The organism is Enterobacter cloacae complex sp. P14RS, from assembly GCF_014895895.1.
In the GTDB taxonomy this organism is placed as follows: domain Bacteria; phylum Pseudomonadota; class Gammaproteobacteria; order Enterobacterales; family Enterobacteriaceae; genus Enterobacter; species Enterobacter bugandensis.
On sequence record NZ_JADBQM010000010.1, the window covers coordinates 33,105 to 46,271 of the forward strand.

The following is a 13,167-nucleotide window of genomic DNA, read 5'->3' on the forward strand; positions in this document are numbered from 1 at the left end:
GATATTTTTCTGAATGTTAGACTGTTTCCAGCTTCGCGTAGGCCGCCACCAGCCATTTGATCCCCTGCCCCTGGAACGCGACCTGCAGGCGGCTGTGCTCGCCGCTGCCTTCCAGATTCACAATGGTACCTTCGCCAAACTTCGAATGGCGCACGCGCTGGCCCAGCTTGTAGCCGGTGTCGGTTTCAGAGATCGGCGAGCCCATGCGCGGATGGCTAACCGGACGGCTGATGCTGGCGCGCAGACGCACCTCTTCCACGCACTCTTCCGGCAGTTCGCCGATGAAGCGCGACGGACGGTGATAGACCTCTTTACCGTACAGGCGGCGAGTTTCAGCGTAGGTTAGCGTCAGCTTCTGCATCGCTCGCGTCACGCCCACGTAGGCCAGACGACGTTCTTCTTCCAGACGCCCGCCTTCATCGAGCGACATCTGGCTTGGGAACATGCCCTCTTCCATGCCGACGATAAACACCTGCGGGAACTCCAGACCTTTGGCGGAGTGCAGGGTCATCAGCTGAACCGCGTCCTGCCAGGTGTCCGCCTGCCCTTCACCCGCCTCCAGTGCGGCGTGAGAGAGGAACGCCTGCAGCGGCATCAGGTCTTCGTCTTCTTCGTTGTAGCTGAACTGGCGCGTTGCCGTGACCAGTTCCTCTAAGTTCTCGATACGGGTCTGCCCCTTTTCGCCTTTTTCCTGCTCGTACATGGTACGCAGCCCGGAGTCTTTAATCACCCGGTCTGTCTGCACGTGCAGCGGCATGTCGGCGGTTTCCTGCGCCAGGGCATCAATTAATTCCAGGAAGCGCTGGAGCGCGCTGGCCGCACGTCCGGCGAGGGCTTTTTCCTGCAGCAGCTCGCGGCACGCCTGCCACAGCGTCAGCTGGCGGTCGCGCGAGGCCTGGCGCACCACGTCCAGCGTACGGTCGCCAATCCCGCGGGTCGGCGTGTTCACCACGCGCTCAAACGCCGCGTCGTCGTTGCGGTTGGCGATCAGGCGCAGATACGAAAGCGCATCTTTGATCTCCTGACGTTCGAAGAATCGCATGCCGCCGTAAATGCGGTACGGCATGCTCACCTGCAGCAGCGCCTCTTCCAGCACGCGCGACTGGGCGTTGCTGCGGTAGAGAATGGCGCACTGCTCCAGCGCGCCGCCGTTGTCCTGCCAGGTTTTGATGCGGTTCACCACGAAGCGCGCTTCGTCGAGCTCGTTGAAGGCGCAGTAAATCGAGATCGGTTCGCCGTCGACGCCGTCGGTCCACAGCTTTTTGCCCAGACGCCCGTTGTTGTTCTCAATCAGGGCGTTGGCCGCGCTCAGGATGTTGCTGGTTGAGCGGTAGTTCTGCTCCAGACGGATGGTTTGCGCGCCGGGAAAATCGTTGAGGAAGCGCTGGATGTTCTCCACCTGCGCGCCGCGCCAGCCGTAGATCGACTGGTCGTCATCGCCCACGATCATCACCTTGCCGGTATCTCCGGCCAGCAGGCGGATCCACGCGTACTGGATGTTGTTGGTATCCTGGAATTCGTCCACCAGGATGTTGGTGAAGCGTTCGCGGTAGTGCTGCAGGATATGCGGTTTGTTCAGCCACAGCTCGTGGGCGCGCAGCAGCAGCTCGGCGAAATCCACCAGGCCGGCGCGGTCGCACGCTTCCTGATAGGCCTTGTAGACGTTCTGCCAGGTCTGCTCGACCGGATTACCGAAGCTCTGGATGTGGTGCGGACGCAGACCTTCGTCTTTCTGTCCGTTGATGTACCACATCGCCTGACGCGGCGGCCACTGCTTCTCGTCGAGGTTCATCGCCTTGATCAGGCGCTTCAGCAGGCGGAGCTGATCTTCGCTGTCGAGGATCTGGAAATCCTGCGGCAGGTTAGCGTCCATATGGTGCGCGCGCAGCAGACGGTGCGCCAGACCGTGGAAGGTGCCAACCCACATGCCGCCCTGGCTGGTGCCCATCAGTTGGGCGATACGGTGACGCATCTCCGCCGCCGCCTTGTTGGTAAACGTCACGGCCATAATCGAGTACGGTGAGCAGTTTTCCACGCTCTGCAGCCAGGCGATACGGTGAACCAGCACGCGTGTCTTACCACTCCCCGCCCCAGCCAGAACCAGCAGGTTGGTGCGCGAGGCGGCAACCGCATCACGCTGTTTATCATTAAGGCTGTCGAGCAGGTAAGAAACGTCCATTGGCACCGTCACGTCATATCGGGCAGGCAAATGTTTCCATTAGCCAAAACCCTGTTAATTTATACAGAACTATTGATGATTATATCAGCGTCGTGAGGGATGCCAACCGTGAAATTTCCACGTGAGGCAGAAGACGGCTGTCCGGGGTGGTCATCAGATCGGCGTTTTCCGGCTTGATCCAGCAGGCCTGCATGCCGCAGCGGATCGCCCCGGCAACGTCCGTGGTCAGGTCATCGCCCACGTGCAGGATTTCGCCGAGCGGCAAATCCAGTTTTTCCGCCGCCAGGTGATACATATCGTTAAACGGCTTCGAGCGCCCGTGCGGACCCGCGCGCAGCACGAACTGAAAATAGTCACCTAAGCCGAACAGCTCGGGCTGAGCGTTGCCGTTGGTGATGGCCACCAGCGGCCACTTGCTGGCCAGTTTCGCCAGCGTGTCGTGCGTCTCCTGCGGCACATCGATGCGGCTGCGCCATTTGGCGAAGTTTTCCATGGCCGCTTCGGCACCCGTGGCCGCATCCTGCGCGCTCAGGCCGGCGTTGAGCATCGCCTGCTCAACCGCACGGCGGCGCCATTCGGTCACGTCGTGGTAAATCTCCGGTTCGGTTTCCCGCAGGGACTGACGCAGCTGCTGGAAGTCTTTGTTCTGCATCGCTTTCAGCGCAGGATGGTAGTTCTGCACAAACGTCAGCGACTCTTGCTCGGTACGCAGGATCACCGGACGGTTATCGTAAAGAGTGTCATCAAGGTCAAACGTCAGGGCTGATATCTGACCGAGTGGGCGGTAAAAACGCATTATTTCCCCCGTTTGGCGCGTGGATGCGCCGCGTCATACACCGAGGCAAGGTGTTGGAAGTCTAAATGGGTATAGATTTGGGTGGTCGACAGATTCGCGTGGCCGAGCAGCTCCTGCACGCCGCGCAGGTCGCCGCTTGATTCCAGCATGTGCGTCGCAAAGGAGTGGCGCAGCTTGTGCGGATGCACGTGGCTGTTCAGCCCCTGCTTGATGCCCCACTCCGCAAAGCGTTTCTGCACGTTACGCGCGGAGATCCGCTTGCCAAGCTTCGACAAAAACAGCGCATCTTCTTCGGCGCCAAACAGCCCGCGCAGATCCAGCCAGTGCTCAATCCAGGAGACGGCGTTGCGGCCAATCGGCAGGCGGCGCTCTTTGCTGCCCTTGCCCATCACCCACACTTCGCCCGTTTCCAGGTCGAGATGTTTTATATCGAGATTGACCAGCTCGGACAGACGCAGCCCGGCACCGTACATCACCTCCAGCATCGCGCGGTCGCGCACGGCGAGCGGATCGTTAAGATCGATATCCAGCAGGCGATTTACGTCGTCGACGTCGATATTTTTCGGCAGATGCCGTGGGGCTTTTGGCGTGGCGATCCCTTTTGCCGGGTTAGCTTTCAGCTTGCCCTGGCTAACCAGCCAGTCGAAAAAGCTGCGCAGGGCAGAGAGCCGGAGCGCCAGGCTCGCCGGGCTTAAGTTTTTTTTACGGCTACGCACGACGAATCCGCGTACCGTGGCGGCGTCACATTGTTGCCAGCTTTTCAGGCCGATTTCATCGGCAATCTGCATGATGGCATCAAGCTGACGCTGATAGTTGAGCAGCGTAATGGGGCTAAGCTGGCGCTCTACGCCCAGGTAGCGCAGAAAGCGCGAGACGTCAGTGGCGAGCAGAGCGTCCGTCATACGCGCTCAATCCAGCGCTCCAGCAGCTCGGGCAGCATCAGGGCGATCTCCTGCAGCAGGTGCGTGGCTTGCCCCTGCTCATAGTGGTGCGCGTCGCGGCTGGTAAATAATATTACCCCCAGGTCGCCATCGCGTCCCATCAGCGACATCGCTACCGAGCCAATCGCTTTGGCTTCCGGCAGCACTACCAGCAGCTCAGGTCCGTTAAGCGGCCCCAGATAGTGATGCTCATGGCCCAGGCGCTGAATGCGCAGCGGTTCAAACGCCTGACGGCTGAGCGCCAGATGGGTAAAGCCGGACGGTGCGCCGATGCGCCAGCGGTCAGGGAACAGACGAATCGTTGCGCCCGCCAGCCCCAGCTCGCGCGCCCAGCGATGGAAGCGGCTGAGAAACTCTTCAAGGCTGTGCGCCGAGGCCAGACGCGCCTGCAGGTGCAGAAGGCGATAGAACAGGCTTTCGTTGGTGCTAGCCTGCTCCATCAGCAGCGTCATGTTCTCTTCAAGCTGGTTGATGTGGTTACGCGAGCGCGCCATGTGCCATTCGACCAGCGACACGGTCCCGCGAACCGGATGCGGCACGCGCATTCGTTCGACGACGCGTGCATTGCGAATAAAAAACTCAGGATTGTTCAGCAGATAATCAACAACAGCGCTGTCGTCCAGTTCCGTCACTGTTTCCTGCAGTTCTTCCCCTGGTTGTTTCATAGATGGATAAACCCGTCATAAACATGTGTCGCCGGGCCAGTCATGTACAGTGGATGACCCGCTCCTTTCCAGGCGATATCAAGACGACCGCCCGGTAATTCCACGCGAACCTCTTCTGCCAGTAACCCCTGGGTGATACCGACGGCCACCGCCGCACAGGCGCCGCTTCCGCAGGCCTGGGTTTCGCCCGCGCCGCGCTCGTAAACCCGCAGACGGATGTGTTCACGCTTCATCACCTGCATAAAGCCGATGTTCGCCCGCTCCGGGAACCGCTCGTGGCTCTCCAGCACCGGACCGAGCGTTTCGACCGCCGCGGTTTCCACGTCATCCACCTGAATCACGCAGTGCGGGTTACCCATCGAGACAACGCCGCACAATACTGTCTGCTCGGCCGCCCGCATAATATAGGTCTTTTCCGCTTTGTTTGCGCGAAACGGCACGGCGGAAGGCTCGAAGTTAGGCTCGCCCATATTGACGCGCACCAGTTCATCGTCGGTAACGCTGAGCACCATACGACCGTTGGCGGTACTGACGCGGATATCGCGCTTATTGGTGAGCCCTTTCAGGCGGACAAAGCGGGCGAAACAGCGCGCGCCATTGCCGCACTGGTTAACCTCACTGCCGTCAGCGTTGAAAATACGGTAGTGGAAATCGAGGTCAGGATCGTAGGGCGGCTCAACCACCAGCAGCTGATCGAACCCCACGCCCACGTGCCGATCCGCCAGGCGGCGGATCAGTTCCGGGGAGAAAAACACATTCTGCGTTACCGCGTCGACGACCATAAAATCGTTGCCAAGGCCATGCATTTTAGAGAACTGCATCATTTGCTCCATTGCGCGGGGACAGAACGTTGTCGTCAGAGGTTAACCTGAGTCGGACCGCCGTTATCGCCACGATCGTTAGTCTTTGGCGTGGAAGACTCGATGCCGCTGTTAACCGGTTTTGTCGGCGGCGGCGCGGTTTTATCCGCAGGCGGGAAGTAGAGTGGTCCCTTCAGTCCGCAGCCGGTCAGGCTAAACAGCGTGATGAGAACGGCAAGCGTTCGGAAAGCGTTTTTCATTATAAAGTTGCCCGTAAGTTCAAATCTGTTTCTATCATCGCAGGAGAAGACACAAAAGCAAGAGTTTGCCGCTTTCCTGCAACGGGAATTATTTAGCGTTATACTGCCGCCATCACGAAAAACAGGAACAAAACCATGAACGACAGTGAATTCCATCGCCTTGCCGACACCCTGTGGATGACCATCGAAGAACGTATCGACGACTGGGACGGCGACAGCGATATCGATTGTGAAATCAACGGCGGCATTCTGACCCTGAGCTTCGAAAACGGCAGCAAAATTATTATTAACCGTCAGGAGCCGCTTCACCAGGTGTGGCTGGCGGCCAAACAGGGCGGCTATCACTTTGATTTGAAGGGTGACGAGTGGGTTTGCGATCGCAGCGGCGAAACGTTCTGGGATCTGCTGGAACAGGCGGCGACCGCGCAGGCGGGCGAGAACGTGAGTTTCAGGTAGTTTTGTTGCCCGGTGGCGGCTACGCCTTACCGGGCGAAAAGCCTCAGGAAAAATACTGCTGCAACAGCGGTGCAGTATCCTGATTCGCAGGCGCCGCAGGGGTAATCGCCTGCGTACGGAACGGGATCACCTGCGCTCGCCCATCCACGTTCACAATCTGGTAGAACTGCGGCAGGTTGAAGTTGATAAAGCTGGAACCGTAGGTGAAACGGTCATGCGAGGAAGAGTAGAAGCGGCTGACGTCGCGCACCAGCTCCTCTTTGCTGCCTTCACAGTGGTGATACACCTCGGCACGGTTGGTCTCATCCAGAATGTAGATGTTGAACCCGGCATCGTCGCCCGACTCTTCAAAGAAGAACTGAATAATCCCTTCACTGGCAAAGCCATCCACCACCTGCGGCAGCTTGACGTGGTTGGTTTCCACTTGAACCGACAGGCCGTGCAGCTTGTTGTGTGAAATCGCGCCGTAGAACTCGATAGCGTTTTCCAGCTTCTGCACCGACACGTTCAGACGCTCGAAGAACAGGCCCCACGTCTGCCCGGAGACGCGCAGCGCTTTAAATCGCCCGGTTTCCTGGCGGGTGCTGGAGAGGCGCAGTTCGATGCATTCAGACACCAGCTGCTGCACGCGGGTACGAATTAAACCGCGAAGGTGCTGGCTGTAGCAGAACACTTCAACGCTGTCCGGCGGCGCGGCGTCCTGGTGCATCTTGCCGAGAATGGTTTTCAGCGCTTCAATCATCGCCTGCTCGCCGTTGAAGTGCAGGGTACGCACTTCGTTCCACGAGTTGCGGTACAGCAGGTCTACGCTGCCCACCAGGCAGTTTTGCTGCTCGCCAAAGCTGAAGACGTCCAGCTTGCGGAAGTCAAAATGGACCACCTGATTGCGGAAGGCCGCCGTCGGGTCGTATTCCAGGTTAACGATGATTGCCAGGTGACGGATCTCGCACGGGCTGTAGAGCGCTTTTGGCGTCGGCGCAGGCAGACGCAGCGGGAAGTGGTGCGAGACATCCGCCACCATCTCCTGCAGCTTAGCGAGATCGACCACCTCGTTGCCTTTGATAAACAGGCGCGTGCGCGAGGTCAGCAGGCCGTTAAACCAGGCCCACGCCACCAGCTTGTTCAGATAGCGGTTATATTCCAGCGGCTGATGGCTGATAATCGAATCCATGCTTGGCGCACGGTTGTACAGATACCACCCGGTGCGGTTTGCGCGGCCCGGCGGCACATAGATAAAGGTCAGGTTTGGTTCAGACAGGTCAGGCGAAATCTGCGGGTTAACCAGGGTCACTTTGCCCGGCAGCGCTTCAAACGCGGCGTACAGCTTACGGGTTAACACCCCGATATCCTGCGGGCTGGCGGAGACGCTAAGGTTATTACGGCGCGCAAAGCGGATCAGGTTACGGTAGCTTTGCATCATCGCGTCGAGCAGTTCGTTGTGCGCTTCACGCACCTGATCGATCTTCCAGTTGGCGCGGTTATCAAGCATGGACAGACGCGCTTCGTCCCATCCCCACTCTTTCACAAGCTGACTGACCACTTCACGACGCCAGCCCACGCAGGCGCGCTCACGGCTCAGCTTTTCACAGACCTTGAGATAGAAACATCGACGCACCAGGTCAAGACGCGTGGTGTCATCAATGGCTTTCAGGTATTCGGTAACGCGCTCCAGCATCATGCAGTAGGCGTCGAGCCCGTAGGAGACAATTTCGCCATCGTGCAGGCGCTGCTTGATATCTTTCGCCAGCAGGCGCGGCGTAGGGTATTCCCACGAGTAGGCTTCAAGCAGCAGGGTTTTCAGCACCGCTTTGTACGGTGAATCAATGCTCTTGTAGAGCTGCCAGAGGCTTGCGCCAAAGTACTCTTCGGCGGACAGGGAGCTGAGGCCGCCCAGGTCCAGCCATTCGTTTGGCGTCAGTACGCCCTGCGCGTAAAGCGACATGACGTAGTCGTCGTAATGCTCTTCTTCTTCGCACGGGACCATATTCCACAGAATACGCTTCCCGGCCAGACGAACGGCAGTACGGTAAAATTCATCCAGCAACAGGATGTGCTGAGTCGAGCCGCAGTCCTCACCACCCAGACTGCCGCTTTCATTATGGCGGAAACGGTTTTCATCAATCAGGAAGAAGCTCACTTCCACGCCAAGCGAGGCCGCCCAGCTTTCCAGCAGGCTGCATTTACGCTGCAGCAGCTGGCGCTCTTCATTGTCGAGCCAGGATTGATGGCAGACCCAGATATCCAGGTCCGAAGAACAGCTCTGCCCTACCGATGAGGTGCTCCCCATCGAGTAAACGCCGGTAATCGGCAGTTCACCTTTCGGAGAAACCTGAGGCGGCATGCCGCGGTAGAGTTCCAGCTCGTTCAAATAATGCTGTTGGGTTTCATCAGGCGTGAAGAGGCAAATGCCCTGGGGAACGTTACCATCAAGGTAGCCAGGCATCAGCGGGTGGTGATAGTGCAATAATGTCGGCAGCAGACTGTATACCTGCTGGAAAGCAGGGCCCATGGCAGCAAGCGCGCGATCCACACGCAGTTGATTTATGGCATCCAGTCTCTGTTTCAGAGTCTCAATATAGAGGTACAAGACGTATCGCCTGATGTTTCCGGGTGTCGTAAGCTATTCAAAATACGAATAACAGCGAGCCCGCAGTATTTCAAAAAGATAACCGTTACCCTTTTTTCGCCCTTGTCATTATGGTGGTACCGACGAAAAAATGGTCTAAAACGTGATCAATTTAACACCTTGCCGGTTGACCGTAAAGAAAGATGCGCTACATACAAGTGTAGCACCGTTCTGTACGTGTAAATTCCTGAATACGGCTATGGCTGACGAATACGCCGCCTTGTCCCTCTCACGCTTCATCAACCGTAAAACTGCCATCCCAGAGTCAACAATGTTAGGATGGTTAGCGATTGATAATGACGGTAACAAGCATGTTAGACAATGTTTTGAGAATTGCCACACGCCAAAGCCCTCTCGCGCTCTGGCAGGCACATTATGTTAAGCAGCGCCTTGAAGCCTGCCACAGTGGATTGCGCGTCGAGCTGGTGCCGATGGTCACGCGCGGTGACGTGATTCTGGATACGCCGCTGGCGAAAGTGGGCGGCAAGGGCCTGTTTGTCAAAGAGCTGGAACTGGCATTGCTTGAGAACCGCGCCGATATCGCCGTACATTCGATGAAAGACGTGCCCGTCGAGTTCCCGGAAGGGCTGGGGCTGGTGACCATCTGCGAGCGCGAAGATCCGCGTGACGCGTTTGTCTCGAACCACTATGACTCGCTCGACGCGCTGCCGGCGGGTAGCGTGGTTGGCACGTCCAGTTTACGCCGTCAGTGTCAGCTGGCGGAGCGTCGTCCTGACCTTATCATCCGCTCGCTGCGCGGTAACGTTGGCACGCGTCTGGGCAAGCTGGATAACGGCGATTACGATGCCATTATTCTTGCGGTTGCAGGCCTGAAGCGCCTGGGGCTGGAGGAACGCATTCGCGTGGCGTTGCCACCAGAGCTGTCGCTGCCGGCCGTCGGACAGGGCGCCGTCGGCATTGAGTGCCGTCTGGACGATGCGCGCACCCGCGAGCTGCTCGCTCCGCTGAACCATGACGAGACCGCAACCCGCGTAAAAGCCGAGCGGGCGATGAATACTCGCCTCGAAGGCGGATGTCAGGTGCCGATTGGCAGCTATGCTGAATTAACAGACGGTGAACTGTGGCTGCGCGCGCTGGTGGGCGCGCCGGACGGTTCACAGATGGTGCGCGGCGAACGTCGCGGCAAGCCGCAGGATGCCGAAGCGCTTGGCGTGTCGCTGGCGGAAGAGCTGCTGAATAACGGCGCACGTGAAATTCTGGCCGAGGTCTATAACGGAGAACCCCCTGCATGAGTATTCTTGTCACCCGCCCTTCTCCCGCAGGAGAGCAGTTAGTGAGCCGTCTGCGCGCACTGGGGCAGGTGGCCTGGAGTTTTCCGCTAATTGAATTCTCCCCCGGTCGGGAGCTCTCTGCGCTCGCCGACCAGATGAATACCCTGCAGGAAGGCGACCTGCTGTTTGCGCTATCGCAGCATGCCGTGGAATTTGCCCATGCGCAGCTGCAACAGGCGGGGACACGCTGGCCGACCGCTCCGCGCTTTTTTGCTATCGGCAGAACCACCGCGCTGGCCTTACATACCGTGAGTGGAACAGACGTTCGCTACCCGTTGGATCGGGAAATCAGCGAAGTCTTGCTACAATTACCTGAATTACAAACTATTGCCGGAAAGCGCGCGCTCATTTTGCGCGGCAACGGTGGCCGCGAACTGCTGGGTGAAACGCTGCGGGAACGCGGGGCTGACGTCACGTTTGTTGAGTGCTACCAGCGCTGTGCGAAACACTACGACGGTGCTGAAGAGGCGATGCGCTGGCACGCGCGCGGTATTAATACGCTGGTGGTCACCAGCGGTGAAATGTTACAACAGCTTTGGTCGCTAATACCGCGTTGGTATCGCGAAAACTGGTTACTCCGCTGTCGGCTTCTGGTCGTCAGTGAGCGTCTGGCGAACCTCGCCCGGGAACTGGGCTGGCAGGATATTCGGATCGCTGATAACGCCGACAACGATGCGCTGCTGCGCGCATTACAATAACTCTCAAATGGGAAGCCATAATGACGGAACACGAAAAATCCTCCGCCGTGGTTGAAGAGACCAGGGAGACTGTGGAGACAACGCCACAGCCAGAGACGACTGAGAAAACCGCTGAGAAGAAAAACGGCAGCAATAAAACCAGCCTCGCGCTGAGCGCGATTGCCATCGCCATTGCGCTGGCAGCAGGCGTCGGCCTGTATGGTCTGGTAAAGCAACAGAGTGCTAACCAGACGGCCACCAGCGATACGCTGGTCAATCAGCTTACCTCCCTGCAAAAAGCGCAGGAAACGCAGAAAACCGAGCTGGAAGCGGTGATTAAGCAGCAGGCCGCCGCGCTTGCCGAGGCGAACAGCAAACAGGAAGAGCTGACCAAACAGCTGGGCGAAGTACAGCAGAAAGTCGCCACGATCTCCGGCACCGATGCCAAAACCTGGCTGCTCTCGCAGGCCGATTTCCTCGTCAAACTCGCCGGGCGTAAGCTGTGGAGCGATCAGGACGTGACCACCGCCGCCGCGCTGCTGAAAAGCGCCGATGCGAGCCTGGCCGACATGAACGATCCGAGCCTCATTACCGCGCGCCGTGCGATTACCGAAGATATCGCCAGCCTCTCCGCCGTTTCACAGGTAGATTACGACGGCATTATCCTCAAGGTGAACCAGCTTTCGAATCAAATAGATAACCTGCAGCTGGCGGATAACAATGACGACGACTCCCCGATGGACTCTGACGGTACCGAGCTGTCCAGCTCCCTGAGCGAATGGCGCATAAACCTGCAGAAAAGCTGGCAGAACTTTATGGACAGCTTCATCACCATCCGCCGTCGCGATGAAACCGCCGTACCGCTGTTAGCGCCGAATCAGGATATCTATCTGCGCGAAAACATCCGTTCCCGCCTGCTGGTCGCGGCGCAGGCCGTACCGCGCCATCAGGAAGAAACGTACAAACAGGCGCTGGATAACGTCTCGACGTGGGTACGCGCCTACTACAACACCGATGATGCAACGACCACCGCCTTCCTCGAAGATATCGACAAGCTGAGCCAGCAGAACATCACCATGAACGTGCCGGATAAACTGGCCAGCCAGCCGATTCTGGAGAAGCTGATGCAGACGCGCGTGCGTAACCTGCTGGCGCAGCCGGGCGTTCCGGCCGGGCAGACCGGCACAGCGGCGGCACCAGCGCCTGAAAGCGCGCCACAGGGAGAGTAATGATGCTAAAAGTCCTTTTACTCTTCATCCTGCTGATCGCCGGGATCGTCCTGGGCCCGATGCTTGCGGGTCATCAGGGATACGTCCTGATCCAGACCGATAACTACAATATTGAAACCAGCGTAACGGGTCTGGCGATCGTTCTGATCCTCGGCGTCGTGGTCCTGCTTGCCGTTGAATGGATCCTGCGCCGTATTTTCCGCACCGGTGCCCATACCCGCGGCTGGTTCGTTGGCCGTAAGCGCCGCCGCGCCCGTAAGCAAACGGAACAGGCGCTGCTAAAGCTGGCCGAAGGCGATTACCAGCAGGTTGAAAAGCTGATGTCGAAAAACGCCGATCACGCGGAACAGCCGGTGGTGAACTATCTTCTGGCCGCCGAAGCGGCGCAGCAGCGCGGTGATGAAGCCCGCGCTAACCAGCATCTGGAACGCGCGTCAGAGCTGGCGTCTGGCGACCCGATCCCAGTGGAAATTACCCGCGTCCGCCTGCAGCTCGCGCGCAATGAGAACCACGCGGCGCGCCACGGCATTGACCGTCTGCTGGAAATCGCACCGCGTCATCCGGAAGTCCTGCGCCTTGCGGAGCAGGCCTATATTCGTACCGGAGCGTGGGGTTCGTTGCTGGACATCATTCCGTCGATGGCGAAGGCCGAGGTGGGTGATGATGAACATCGTGATGAACTTCAGCGTCTGGCATGGATTGGCCTGATGGATCAAGCGCGCGCCGACCTGGGCAGCGAAGGCCTGAAAACCTGGTGGAAGAATCAGAGCCGGAAAACGCGCCAGCAGGTCCCCCTGCAGGTGGCCATGGCGGAACATCTTATTGAATGTGACGATCATGACACCGCCCAGGAGATCCTTCTCGACGGCCTGAAGCGCCAGTACGACGATCGCCTGGTCATGGTGATCCCGCGCCTGAAAACCAATAACCCTGAGCAGGTCGAAAAAGTGCTGCGCCAGCAGATCAAAACCGTCGGTGACCGTCCGCTGCTGTGGAGTACCCTGGGCCAGTCGCTGATGAAGCACGGCGAATGGCAAGAGGCGAGCCTGGCCTTCCGTGCGGCACTGAAACAGCGTCCGGACGCGTTTGACTACGCGTGGCTTGCCGATACGCTGGACAAACAGCATAAGCCAGAAGAGGCGGCCGCCATGCGGCGCGATGGGCTATTGCTGACGCTGCAAAATAACGGTAACCCGCAATAAATAAAAAAGGAGGCCAGACGGCCTCCTTTTTTTATCGCCTTTCT

General features: G+C 58.5%; 12 protein-coding genes. 5 read left to right on the forward strand and 7 right to left on the reverse strand.

Annotated features, from left to right (window positions below):
- Nucleotides 1-16 precede the first annotated feature (16 nt).
- From uvrD to IM295_RS09085, 6 genes are all read right to left on the reverse strand, one after another.
- Nucleotides 17-2,179: a DNA helicase II gene (uvrD, locus tag IM295_RS09060; protein WP_041911833.1), complete on the reverse strand. Its 2,163-nt coding sequence runs from the start codon at nucleotides 2,177-2,179 to the stop codon at nucleotides 17-19.
- A gap of 79 nt (nucleotides 2,180-2,258) precedes the next feature.
- Nucleotides 2,259-2,975 carry a 5-amino-6-(5-phospho-D-ribitylamino)uracil phosphatase YigB gene (gene yigB, locus IM295_RS09065; protein ID WP_063868848.1) on the reverse strand — a complete coding sequence of 239 codons (717 nt, stop codon included), beginning with the start codon at nucleotides 2,973-2,975 and terminating at the stop codon, nucleotides 2,259-2,261.
- Nucleotides 2,975-3,877, reverse strand: a complete 903-nt coding sequence (gene xerC, locus IM295_RS09070; protein WP_063868846.1) for a tyrosine recombinase XerC — start codon at nucleotides 3,875-3,877, stop codon at nucleotides 2,975-2,977. The genes yigB and xerC overlap by 1 nt, the downstream gene beginning before the upstream one ends.
- Entirely contained in the window at nucleotides 3,874-4,581 is a 708-nt protein-coding gene (locus IM295_RS09075; RefSeq protein WP_028014794.1) for a DUF484 domain-containing protein, read from the reverse strand. Before IM295_RS09075 ends, xerC begins: the two co-directional genes overlap by 4 nt.
- Complete coding sequence (gene dapF / locus IM295_RS09080; RefSeq protein WP_193066582.1) at nucleotides 4,578-5,402, reverse strand: diaminopimelate epimerase; 825 nt, start codon at nucleotides 5,400-5,402, stop codon at nucleotides 4,578-4,580. Before dapF ends, IM295_RS09075 begins: the two co-directional genes overlap by 4 nt.
- A gap of 35 nt (nucleotides 5,403-5,437) precedes the next feature.
- Nucleotides 5,438-5,641 carry a lipoprotein gene (locus IM295_RS09085; RefSeq protein WP_041911830.1) on the reverse strand — a complete coding sequence of 68 codons (204 nt, stop codon included), beginning with the start codon at nucleotides 5,639-5,641 and terminating at the stop codon, nucleotides 5,438-5,440.
- Between the two features lie 135 nt (nucleotides 5,642-5,776).
- On the opposite strand from IM295_RS09085, the gene cyaY reads away from it, so the two are divergent.
- Nucleotides 5,777-6,097 carry an iron donor protein CyaY gene (cyaY, locus tag IM295_RS09090; protein ID WP_028014797.1) on the forward strand — a complete coding sequence of 107 codons (321 nt, stop codon included), beginning with the start codon at nucleotides 5,777-5,779 and terminating at the stop codon, nucleotides 6,095-6,097.
- A 43-nt stretch (nucleotides 6,098-6,140) separates the two neighbouring features.
- Here cyaY and cyaA read toward each other — a convergent pair whose 3' ends face one another.
- Nucleotides 6,141-8,684, reverse strand: a complete 2,544-nt coding sequence (cyaA, locus tag IM295_RS09095; RefSeq protein WP_028014798.1) for a class I adenylate cyclase — start codon at nucleotides 8,682-8,684, stop codon at nucleotides 6,141-6,143.
- Between the two features lie 350 nt (nucleotides 8,685-9,034).
- Between cyaA and hemC the strand changes: the two genes are divergently transcribed.
- Genes hemC through hemY form a run of 4 tightly spaced genes read left to right on the forward strand, consistent with a single transcriptional unit; the run spans nucleotide 9,035 to nucleotide 13,123 of the window.
- Nucleotides 9,035-9,976 (forward strand): hydroxymethylbilane synthase, encoded by a 942-nt coding sequence (gene hemC, locus IM295_RS09100; protein ID WP_032644935.1) that lies wholly within the window; start codon nucleotides 9,035-9,037, stop codon nucleotides 9,974-9,976.
- On the forward strand, nucleotides 9,973-10,713 hold the full coding sequence (gene hemD / locus IM295_RS09105) for a uroporphyrinogen-III synthase (protein WP_063437757.1): 741 nt from the start codon (nucleotides 9,973-9,975) through the stop codon (nucleotides 10,711-10,713). The genes hemC and hemD overlap by 4 nt, the downstream gene beginning before the upstream one ends.
- A 20-nt stretch (nucleotides 10,714-10,733) precedes the next feature.
- Nucleotides 10,734-11,921: a uroporphyrinogen-III C-methyltransferase gene (gene hemX / locus IM295_RS09110; protein ID WP_041911826.1), complete on the forward strand. Its 1,188-nt coding sequence runs from the start codon at nucleotides 10,734-10,736 to the stop codon at nucleotides 11,919-11,921.
- Between the two features lie 2 nt (nucleotides 11,922-11,923).
- Nucleotides 11,924-13,123 carry a protoheme IX biogenesis protein HemY gene (gene hemY, locus IM295_RS09115; RefSeq protein WP_028014802.1) on the forward strand — a complete coding sequence of 400 codons (1,200 nt, stop codon included), beginning with the start codon at nucleotides 11,924-11,926 and terminating at the stop codon, nucleotides 13,121-13,123.
- Nucleotides 13,124-13,167: the final 44 nt, after the last annotated feature.

Excerpts from the sequence above, each read along its gene's own strand:
- cyaY (WP_028014797.1), top strand. The coding sequence starts at position 5,777 with ATGAACGACAGTGAATTCCATCGCCTTGCCGACACCCTGTGGATGACC.
- dapF (WP_193066582.1), bottom strand. The coding sequence starts at position 5,402 with ATGCAGTTCTCTAAAATGCATGGCCTTGGCAACGATTTTATGGTCGTC.
- hemC (WP_032644935.1), top strand. The coding sequence starts at position 9,035 with ATGTTAGACAATGTTTTGAGAATTGCCACACGCCAAAGCCCTCTCGCG.
- hemD (WP_063437757.1), top strand. The coding sequence starts at position 9,973 with ATGAGTATTCTTGTCACCCGCCCTTCTCCCGCAGGAGAGCAGTTAGTG.
- hemY (WP_028014802.1), top strand. The coding sequence starts at position 11,924 with ATGCTAAAAGTCCTTTTACTCTTCATCCTGCTGATCGCCGGGATCGTC.
- IM295_RS09075 (WP_028014794.1), bottom strand. The coding sequence starts at position 4,581 with ATGAAACAACCAGGGGAAGAACTGCAGGAAACAGTGACGGAACTGGAC.
- hemX (WP_041911826.1), top strand. The coding sequence starts at position 10,734 with ATGACGGAACACGAAAAATCCTCCGCCGTGGTTGAAGAGACCAGGGAG.
- IM295_RS09085 (WP_041911830.1), bottom strand. The coding sequence starts at position 5,641 with ATGAAAAACGCTTTCCGAACGCTTGCCGTTCTCATCACGCTGTTTAGC.
- uvrD (WP_041911833.1), bottom strand. The coding sequence starts at position 2,179 with ATGGACGTTTCTTACCTGCTCGACAGCCTTAATGATAAACAGCGTGAT.
- yigB (WP_063868848.1), bottom strand. The coding sequence starts at position 2,975 with ATGCGTTTTTACCGCCCACTCGGTCAGATATCAGCCCTGACGTTTGAC.
- xerC (WP_063868846.1), bottom strand. The coding sequence starts at position 3,877 with ATGACGGACGCTCTGCTCGCCACTGACGTCTCGCGCTTTCTGCGCTAC.